The organism is Protofrankia coriariae (assembly GCF_001017755.1).
Classification (GTDB): Bacteria; Actinomycetota; Actinomycetes; order Frankiales; family Frankiaceae; genus Protofrankia; species Protofrankia coriariae.
On the sequence record NZ_JWIO01000065.1, the window covers coordinates 9,881 to 19,212 of the forward strand.

Consider the following 9,332-nt stretch of genomic DNA (forward strand, 5'->3'; position numbering starts at 1 on the left):
CCGCCGGCGGGAGCCGGCCGTGACCTGCGCGCTGCCCGACGTGATCCCGGCCGAGCGCTCCGGCAGGCTCCCCGCGCTCGACGGGCTCTCGGGAGCGTTCTGGACCTCGGGCGCGGACGGACGGCTACGAGCAGGCTGGTGCGTGACGTGCTCACGGCTTCTGCACCCGTCCCACGAGCTGTGTCCGGCATGCGGTGACACCGAGATCGACAGCGTCCCGGTGTCCGGTGAGGCAACGGTGGTCGCCTACACCGTCAACCACCAGCGGTGGACCCCGCAGCTCCTGGCGCCGTACGTCATCGCGGTCGTGGCACTTGCCGAGGACCCACGGGTACGGCTCACGACGAACATCGTCGGCTGCGGGCATTCCGCCGTCCATGTCGGCATGCCCGTCCGAGCGCTGTTCCGACAGGTCGAGGACGTGTGGCTGCCGATCTTCGCCCCGACCGGTGGTGCGACACGGGACGGCCGGGTCCCGGAGCCGGAGCGGCTCGTCGCGCCGCCGCGGTCGAGNTCGTCGCGCCGCCGCGGTCGAGCCGGCGCTTCGAGCACCGGGCGGTGCTGTCGGGAATCGGGCGGTCCCCGTGCGGAAGGCGCCTTTCACAGTCCGGGCCGGAACTGGTACTGGCCGCCTGCCGCGCCGCTATCGACGACGCGGGGCTGTCGGCGGCCGAGATCGACGGGCTGTGCACCTATCCGGGTGCCTTCGGCGGGCCGGGCAGCGCCGACACGGCAACGGCGACGGTCGGGCGGGCTCTTTCGATCGATCCGGCCTGGTACAGCGGCGCGCACGAGGTGCCGGGGCAGACCGGTGCGGTGATCGAGGCCATGCTCGCGGTCGCGGCCGGGCTGTGCAGGCACGTGCTGTGCTGGTCCTCGGTCGGGACCCGGCAGCGCCCCGGCCTGTACCCGCCGGCCGCCGGGGGCCGGGTCCACGGCGAGGCCCAGTGGCAGGAGCCGTTCGGCGCGGTGTCCCCGGCCAACTGGGTGGCGCTGGCCGCGTCCCAGTACCTCACCCGCTACGGGGTCGGCCGGGAAGCGCTGTGCTGGGTGGCGGTGGCGTCGCGCCGGCACGCGCGGCGCAACCCGGACGCGCTGTACGCCGACCCGCTGGACGCGGATGCCTATTTCGCCGGCCGGACGATATCGACACCGTTCGGGATCTTCGACTGCGACGTGCCGTGCGACGCCGCCTACGCGGTGGTTGTCTCCGCGGCGGACACGGTGGCGGACCTGCGTCGACCAGCGGTTCGGGTCGACGCGGTCGGAACCCGGCTCACCGAGGTCCAGTCCTGGGACCAGGGAACGTTGACACACCAGCTGAACGTCTTCGGCCCGGCCGCTCATCTGTGGAGCCGCAGCGGCGTGTCCCGCGAGGACGTCGACCTGGCGAATCTCTACGACGGGTTCACCTTCAACGTCCTCTCCTGGATCGAGGCGCTCGGTTTCTGCGGGCCGGGAGAGGCGGGTGACTTCGTGTCGAGCGGTACCCGGATCGGGCCGGACGGCGACCTGCCGGTGAACCCGCACGGCGGGCAGCTCTCGTCCGGCCGGAGCAATGGCTACGGGCAGCTGTACGAGGCGGTGGTTCAGCTGCGGGGGGATGCCGGTCCTCGTCAGGTCGCGGGGGCGCAAGTCGCCGTCGTCACCTGCGGCGGCGGAATACCGGCGAACTGCATGCTGCTCACCGGCGAGCGTCGACGGTCCACCAGACGCAGGTCAGGAGTTCAACGATGATTGGCCCGGCTGACGATTTCCTGATCCACCAGACCCCGGATCCCGTGCGGTTCGTCGGTACCAGCGACCGGCGGTTCTACGATCGGCATTTCCTGACCGGCCACTCGCGGGACGGCAGCACGTTCTTTCTCCTGGGCATGGGCGCGTACCCCAACCTGGGGGTGATCGACGCCTTTGCCTCGGTCGCCACGAGGACCACCCAGTACACCACCCGCGCGTCCCGGGAACTCGGCACCGACCGGCTCGACACGTCGGCGGTCGGTCCGTTCACCCTTGAGGTCATCGAGGGGCTGCGTCGCCTGAGGTTTCGCGGCGAACCCCGCGGCCAGACCGTCGAACTCGATCTGGAGTGGCAGGCCGTGGCGGCCCCTGTCGAGGAGCCGCCCCTGTTCAGCCGCCTGCTCGGCCGGGTCGTGGAGCAGGGTACGCGCCTGATCCAGACAGGCACCTGGAACGGGTTCCTCACGGTCGACGGCTCACGTCTCGAGGTCGGCCCGGACACCTGGTGGGGTGCCCGGGACCGGTCGTGGGGTGTGCGCTCCATGGGCATGGAGCGGGAACCGGCCGGTCTCGCGCAGGCGCGCAGGCTGGGCCGGGACCGACCGCCGCTGTGGATCTGGTCACCCATGCAGTTCGAGGGCCGGACCGTCCACTTCAGCCTTTCCGAACACGCCGACGGCCGGCGCGAGATCGAGACCGTGCGGCAGGCGCCGTCGCTGGCCGACGGGGGCGAGGCGCTCGAGCTCGGTGTGCCAGAGCACGAGCTGAAGTTCGACCCGGGCACCCGTGAGCTGCTCGGGGGGTCCGTGTCCTTCCGCGACGTGGACGGGAGCCGGACCACGGTTGCCCTCACCCCGCTCCACCCCGGCGCCTACCTGCGGGCCGGCACCGGCTACGGCGGCCCGGACCCGTGGCGCCACGGTGCGTACCGGGGCCACAACTGGGTCGACTCGGTGTCCTTCGACCTCACCGACCCCGCGGTGACGATCGGAATCGGCCCGGCACACATGCTGTGCAGGATGGAGGCGAGCACCGGCGAGGTGGGATACGGCACGTTCGAGACCCAGGTGTACGGGGACTTCCCACGCTACGGGCTGTACTCGTGAGCACGGCGGTGTCGCACCGGTGTCCCTCGTCCTACGAAGCCGGGCTCGAGGTGTCGCTGCGTGAGTTCCTCGGCGCGCAGCTGGACCGCCAGGTCGACCTGACGGGCCTGCGCAGGCTCGCCGGCGGCACGGCGCACGAGACCTGGGCGTTCGACCTCCGGGACGGTGAGCGCCAGGAGCTCCACAAGCTCGTGCTGCGCAGGAGCATCGAGCGGGGCATGCTGGACGGCGACCTGCGCACGGAGTTCGACCTGCTCGCCACGCTGGACCGGCTCGCCGTACCGGTGCCCCGGCCACGGTGGTGCGTCACCGAGGACTCACCGCTGACCCAGCCATTCATGATCATCGATCGGGTGGACGGGACCGACATCCGCAAGCACCTGGCGGCCCACCCCGAGACCGACCGGCACCGCCTGGGCGTGGAACTGGTGCGCCTGCAGGCGAGGCTGCACCGGCTGGACTGGCAGGACTGTCCGCCGCCGCTGGCCAGGTCCGCGCGGGGCACGCTCCACGAGATCGAGAGGTGGGCCCGGGAGATCGACGCCTCGAGCGTCGACCCCGGCCCGCTGCTACGGGCGGCGACGGAGCTGCTGCGCGACCGCCCCCCGAGAACGTCGCGGCGGTGTCTCGTGCACGGCGACTTCAAGACGAACAACCTCCTGCTCGGCGCCGACGGCAACGTCACCGTGCTGGACTGGGAACTGGCACACCTCGGCGATCCGCTCGAGGACATCGCCTGGACGATGCTGTGGACCACCCGGTGGGATCTGGTGGGCGGCCTGTTGTCGGCCCAGGAGTACCTGGCCACCTACCAGGAGGAGACCGGCAACGCGGTCGACCCCGAGGCCCTGCTGTCCTGGCGGATCTTCGCGCTGGTCAAGCTGGCGGCCATCTTCCTGACCGGCGTCACGCGCGGCGGACCGCTGGCCAGCCCCACGCTGCGGCTGATGGGCCGCGGTCTTTACCACATCGAGGCGCAGCTCGCGGAACTGCTGCAGGCCGCCCTGCACGAGGCGCAACCGTCATGACGCTCGACGCTCTCTCGACGCTGTCCGGCATCCGCGCGTTTCTCACCGCGAAGATCGTTCCCGAGGTGCCCGGCGAGCTGGCCGGTGAGCTGCGCGCGGCGGTGAAACTGCTCGAGACGGCCGAGATCGAGCTCAACGACCGGCACCTGCTGCTGATTGCCGAGACCTGGGACCTCATCGCGTACTGCGAGCGGATCGGACGGCTGCTGGAGCTCGCGGACACCACCGACGGGTGCACCGAGCTGGCCGCTCGCGTCGTCGCGTCGGCCAGTCTGAACCTGACCGAGGTCGGTGAGCTGTGGCGGGACACCAGAGCCCTGAGCTCCGCGCGGCTGGTCGCCGTCCAGCGCTACGCGTCCGACCCGAGCACCTCCGAACCGGGACGGATGGCGGCGAGATACCTGCTCAGGCGCTTCTACTCCTGTCTGGGCGACCATGCCCGCAGGCGCCAGGCCTGGCAGGCGGTGTTCCCGCCCGCCGCGGGCGCGCCCACACCCCGTGCACACCCCGAAGGAGCCGATCAGTGACCACTGTGGACGTACCCACGCTGTGGGTGGACGGCCGACCGGTGCCCATCGACGAGACCATCCCGGTGGTCAACCCGGCGACCGGCGAGCGGGCCGCGGACTGCCCGGCCGGCTCCGTCGACCTGCTCGAGGCGGCCGTTGCCGCGGCCCGGAAGGCCGGCACCACCTGGAGTCGGGACCCGGCCCTGCGACGGGAGACCCTCGAGAACATCGCCCGGGTGATCACCGAGAACCGCGACCTGCTGGCCCGGACGATCAGTCTGGAGACCGGCGTACCGGTCCGGGACACCACACTCGAGGCAGCCGGCGCCGCCGCGTTCGCCAGCTACCGCGCGGCAACCCCGCCCGCCGTCGACCTGGTGCACGACGACGCGCGTCAACGGGTGCGCGTCCACCGCGCGCCGATCGGCATCGTCGGTGCCGTGATCCCGTGGAACGCACCACTGCTGATCTGCGCAGAGAAGATCAGCACAGCGTTCGCCGCCGGCAACACCGTGATCGTGAAGCCCTCACCGTTGGCGCCGCTGACAACCGTGCTGTTGGCGTCGCTGCTGGCCGACCACATCCCCTCGGGTGTGCTGAGCGTGCTCCCCGGCGACGACCGGCTGGGCGAGTCGCTCGTGACTCACCCGGCCATCGGAATGATCTCCTTTACCGGCAGCATCCAGACCGGCAGAGCGATCATGGCTGCCGCGGCGCCCCGGCTCAAGCGGCTCTCGCTGGAGCTGGGGGGCAACGACGCCGCGGTCGTGTTACCGGACGTCGACATCCCGAAGGTCGCCGCCAGGGTCTTCCAGGGCGCCTTCTACCGGGCCGGACAGGTGTGCGCCGCGATCAAGAGGCTCTACGTCCACCAGGACGTGTTCGAGCCGTTCGTCGAGGAGCTTGCCACGATCGCGGACTCCGTTGTGACCGGTGATCCGTTCGACCCCGAGGTGACGATGGGACCGCTCTCGAACCGCGCGCAGTTCGACCGGGTACGGGCACTGACCGAGGACGCGGTGGCCGCTGGTGGTTGCGTCGCCGCCGGCGGCCGGGTGGTGGAGGGACCCGGCTACTTCTACCGCCCGACAGTGGTGACCGCGGTGGGTCCCGAGACAGCGTTGGTCGCCGAGGAGCAGTTCGGCCCGGTGCTGCCGGTGCTGCCCTTCTCCGAGGTGGACGAGGCCGTCGCGACGGCCAACGACACCGACTTCGGCCTGGGCGGCTCGGTGTGGACGTCGGACGTGGAACGGGGAGAGCGGGTCGCGGCGTCGCTCGACGCGGGCTCCGTCTGGGTGAACCGGCACGGTCTCGTGTCGCCGGAGGTGCCGTTCGGCGGGACGAAGCAGAGCGGTGTGGGCCGTGCCAACGGCCAGATCGGTCTCGACCACTACAGCGAGCTGAAGACGATCAGCGTCTCGATCCCGTCCCGGAAATAACACTTACACCAAGGATTTGAGGTGACTGTCATGGAGAAGCTGCTCGAGGGCGGTTTGTTCTTCGAAGGGCTCCGCTGGCACGACGGGTCGTGGTACGTGTCCGACCTGTATGCCCACGAGGTGCTGCGGGTCAGCGTCGACGGGCGGGCCGAGCACGTCGCGACCGTGCCGAACCAGCCGTCCGGCTCGGGCTGGCTCCCGGACGGCTCGCTGCTCGTCGCTTCGATGACAGACCGCCGAATTCTGCGCCTGTCGCCGGCCGGAGTGGTGTCGGAGCATGCGGACCTGTCCGCGCTGTCTCCCCAGTACATCAACGACATGGTTGTGGACAGGTTCGGCCGGGCATACGTCGGCACCTTCGGCTTCGACCTGTTCGCCGGGGCGACGCCGGAGCCCGGTGACATCCTCCGCGTCGATCCGGACGGATCAGTGCACGTCGCGGCCCAGGACCTCCGATTCCCCAACGGGATGGTGGTCACGCCGGAGAACGACACGTTGATCGTGGCCGAAACTTTCGGCGGGCGATTCACCGCCTTCACCATCGACCAGGACGGCAGCCTCCGGGACCGGCGAGTATGGGGCCAGGTGGGCACGGAGCCCTCCTACGAGTCGATCGAGACCATCGTGCGGACCGACTTCGCTCCGGACGGCTGTGTGCTCGACGCCGAGGGGCACATCTGGGTGGCTGACGCACTCAACGGGCGCGCCTGCCGAGTCGCGCCCGGCGGAAAGGTCGTCGACGAGGTCCGCGCGCCCCACGGCCTCGGCCTGTACTCCTGCACCCTGGGCGGCGAAGACGGCCGAACCCTGCTGATCTGCACCGCGCCGAGCTTTGCCGAGCACGAGCGAAAGGCGGCCAAGGAAGGGGAGCTGTACGTGCACACGGTCGACGTTCCGCGCTCCGAAGGTAGACCGTGACCCGGCCCAGGCAGCATCCGGCACCCGCACCACGTCCCATCCCCATCCCCGTCATGTCCTGTCCTCGGTCACAAATTCACCTTCTGACGCCTCATCGGATCGTGTCTGCCAGGTTTTTGTCGACAGCGGACCGGGCCGGGACACCCGCATCCCCGGTCCGAGATCCCGCGACCGTCAGGGTACGTGGTTGACATGGCGTATCCTACGCCACTATGCTAAAAACAACCAATTGTTTTTTCAGCTGCGACCGTATTTGACCCCTACCCGCGAAGGCCGGGAAACGAAGTAGCAAAAACATTTCGAACAAATACGGAGAACCAGAGTTCGCAGTCGCGAGAAAACAACATGGACGTCCGGATCGGCGCGGATCGGGGTGAGCCGCCATGAGTGACACGCCAGCCGGCCCAGGACTGTTGGCCCGGTACGACGTCGTGCGGGTACTCAAGCGTTGCGCCGGAGCGGAGACACTGCTGGCGTCTGACCGCCGGACGGGCGTCCAGGTGGTTGTCAGGTCCGTTGAACTCGGGCCGTTGCCGGTCGAGAACCGGCGTCGTCTGACGCACGAGATATCACTGATCAGACGCCTGGGAGAGCCTGGCATCGCCACCGTGGTCGATACGCTCGAGGATACCGGGCACGTCTATCTGGTCAGGCCGTACGTCGACGGGATCTCGCTGCAACAGCGACTGACCGTCGACACCATGGGCGTCCTCGACTGCCTTACCGTCGCTCGCCAGGTACTGCGCTCGCTGGCTCGATTCCATGATCACGGCCTGGTTCACCGCGACGTCAGACCCGCCAACATAGTGGTCGACGATGGTTCCCCCGTGCGGGTGGCGACACTGGTCGACTTCGGTCTGGTGTCGAGCATCTTCCCGACCCCGGGGTCGCTCAACGATCCCGCGTCCTCGTCCCGCTACATGGCGCCCGAACTGGCTGGCATTCTGGACAGACCCGTCGACTGCCGGTCGGATCTGTATTCGACCGGTATCGTCCTCTTTGAATGCCTGGTGGGACACCCTCCGTTCGACGGGAGCGACGTCCGCGAAGTTCTTCGTCAGCAGCTGTCGACCGCCGTACCGTCGCTGCGCACGCTGGGCGTCTCGATACCGCAGGCGCTGGAAGAGATTCTGCGCAGGCTCCTGCGCAAGGATCCCGATGATCGCTATCGCTCGGCGTGGGCCGCTCTGGCGGATGTCGATCAGTTGGACAACGCCCTGCGCAGGGGAATCGCGGAGCCGGGCATCCCGGTCGGGGCTCATGACGCGCGGGAGAGCCTGACCGAGCCTCCGCTCACCGGGCGGGAGAGCGAGCTGGAGACACTGCACCAGTGGCTGGCGAAGGCTCGTCGCGGCGGCGCCGCCACGGTGGTCGTTCAGGCCAGCTCAGGTGGCGGCAAGACACGGGTACTCGACGAGTTCTGTCAACGCGCGGCCGCCGGGGGCGCCCGGGTCTTCCGTGGGCGGGGAATAGAACGCTCCGCCCAGCAGCCGCTGCACATGCTCGCCGGTATCGTCAGTGACCTGCTCAAGCAGGTGAGCGCCGAGCCCGGGTTCGGAGCCGACCTGGCCGAACGGCTGGCGGATGCGGCTGGTCCGCTGTGTGACGCGCTTCCGGAACTGGGTGACGTCCTCGGTGGCACCGGCGTGGGAACTCGGATACCGGAATCGCTCGCGCGGGCCCATCTCGTGGCAGCGCTCGTCTCGCTGTTGGACGCACTGGGCACCGCGGCACGCCCGGCCGTCGTCGTGGTCGACGACTGCCAGTGGGCTGACGAACTGACGCTGCGGCTGCTGGAGGCATGGGCGAACCACAACGTGGGAGACGGGCTCCCGCAGCGGCACGTGCTCGTGGTGGCGGCGATCAGACCAGAGGAGCCCGGACCACACCAGCGGCTGACGGAGGTCCCGGGGATCGAGTGCCTGCACCTTCCGCCCCTGAACCCGTGCCAGATCGGTCAGGTCGTCGAGTCGATGGCCGGCAGGGTGCCGGCGGACGCCACAGAGGTCGTGGTCGAACTGTCGCGTGGAAACCCGCTGATGATCTCGGCGGTGCTCCGCGGGCTGGTCGAGGTGAATGCCCTGACACCGAGCACTCACGGGTGGCGGTTCAATCCGGTCCCGGGCGGCTGGCAGGCCTCGCGCGAGACCGCGGGATTTCTCGCGCGACGCTTTGCGCTCCTGGCGGAGGCGACGCGCCGACTACTCGACGCGGGAGCCGTGCTGGGGCGTGAGTTCGACCTGGAGCTTGCCGCCCGGCTCGTCGGGCAACGGCAGGACGAAGCAGCCGAAGCGATCAGACAGGCCATTGATCGCAATCTGGCATGGGCCGGCCCCGAAGGGAGGTACTGTTTTGCGCACGACAGGCTGCGGGCGAGCCTCCTGGCCGGTCTCGACCCGATCGAGCTCACAGAGCTACATCGGCGGGCAGCCGAGGAGATCGAGCTCCGCGAGCCCGGACGGGCGTTCGATCTCGCCTACCATTTCGACGCCGCGGGCGAGCCTCGGCGAGCGTTCGCCTATGCCATCCAGTCCGCCGCAGCCGCCCGGGCGCGTCACGACTTCGAACTGGCGGAGCGGTAGATGTCAAGTCAAA

Annotated in this window: 8 protein-coding genes (1 of these 8 cut by a window edge); all 8 read left to right on the forward strand. The window is 69.5% G+C overall.

The window, feature by feature from the left end; genetic code table 11:
* Positions 1-820 carry the 3' end of a cytochrome P450 gene (locus tag FrCorBMG51_RS33285; protein ID WP_476742239.1) on the forward strand. It extends 971 nt beyond the left edge of the window, so the window shows 820 of its 1,791 coding nt (coding positions 972-1,791); its start codon lies beyond the left edge, outside the window; it ends in the stop codon at positions 818-820.
* The gene (locus FrCorBMG51_RS33290) at positions 817-1,737 is read left to right on the forward strand and encodes a thiolase family protein (protein WP_338052802.1); all 921 of its coding nucleotides are present in this window, start codon (positions 817-819) and stop codon (positions 1,735-1,737) included. The genes FrCorBMG51_RS33285 and FrCorBMG51_RS33290 overlap by 4 nt, the downstream gene beginning before the upstream one ends.
* Positions 1,734-2,843, forward strand: coding sequence for an Rv3169 family protein (locus FrCorBMG51_RS28770; protein WP_047225117.1), 1,110 nt, complete (start codon positions 1,734-1,736; stop codon positions 2,841-2,843). Before FrCorBMG51_RS33290 ends, FrCorBMG51_RS28770 begins: the two co-directional genes overlap by 4 nt.
* Entirely contained in the window at positions 2,840-3,871 is a 1,032-nt protein-coding gene (locus FrCorBMG51_RS23095; protein WP_047225118.1) for a phosphotransferase family protein, read from the forward strand. The genes FrCorBMG51_RS28770 and FrCorBMG51_RS23095 overlap by 4 nt, the downstream gene beginning before the upstream one ends.
* Positions 3,868-4,398 carry a hypothetical protein gene (locus tag FrCorBMG51_RS28775; protein WP_047225119.1) on the forward strand — a complete coding sequence of 177 codons (531 nt, stop codon included), beginning with the start codon at positions 3,868-3,870 and terminating at the stop codon, positions 4,396-4,398. Before FrCorBMG51_RS23095 ends, FrCorBMG51_RS28775 begins: the two co-directional genes overlap by 4 nt.
* Positions 4,395-5,819, forward strand: coding sequence for an aldehyde dehydrogenase family protein (locus FrCorBMG51_RS23105; RefSeq protein ID WP_052914969.1), 1,425 nt, complete (start codon positions 4,395-4,397; stop codon positions 5,817-5,819). The genes FrCorBMG51_RS28775 and FrCorBMG51_RS23105 overlap by 4 nt, the downstream gene beginning before the upstream one ends.
* Before the next feature lie 30 nt (positions 5,820-5,849).
* Positions 5,850-6,737, forward strand: coding sequence for an SMP-30/gluconolactonase/LRE family protein (locus FrCorBMG51_RS23110; protein WP_047225120.1), 888 nt, complete (start codon positions 5,850-5,852; stop codon positions 6,735-6,737).
* Between the two features lie 383 nt (positions 6,738-7,120).
* On the forward strand, positions 7,121-9,319 hold the full coding sequence (locus tag FrCorBMG51_RS23115) for a serine/threonine-protein kinase (protein WP_052914970.1): 2,199 nt from the start codon (positions 7,121-7,123) through the stop codon (positions 9,317-9,319).
* Positions 9,320-9,332 lie beyond the last annotated feature (13 nt).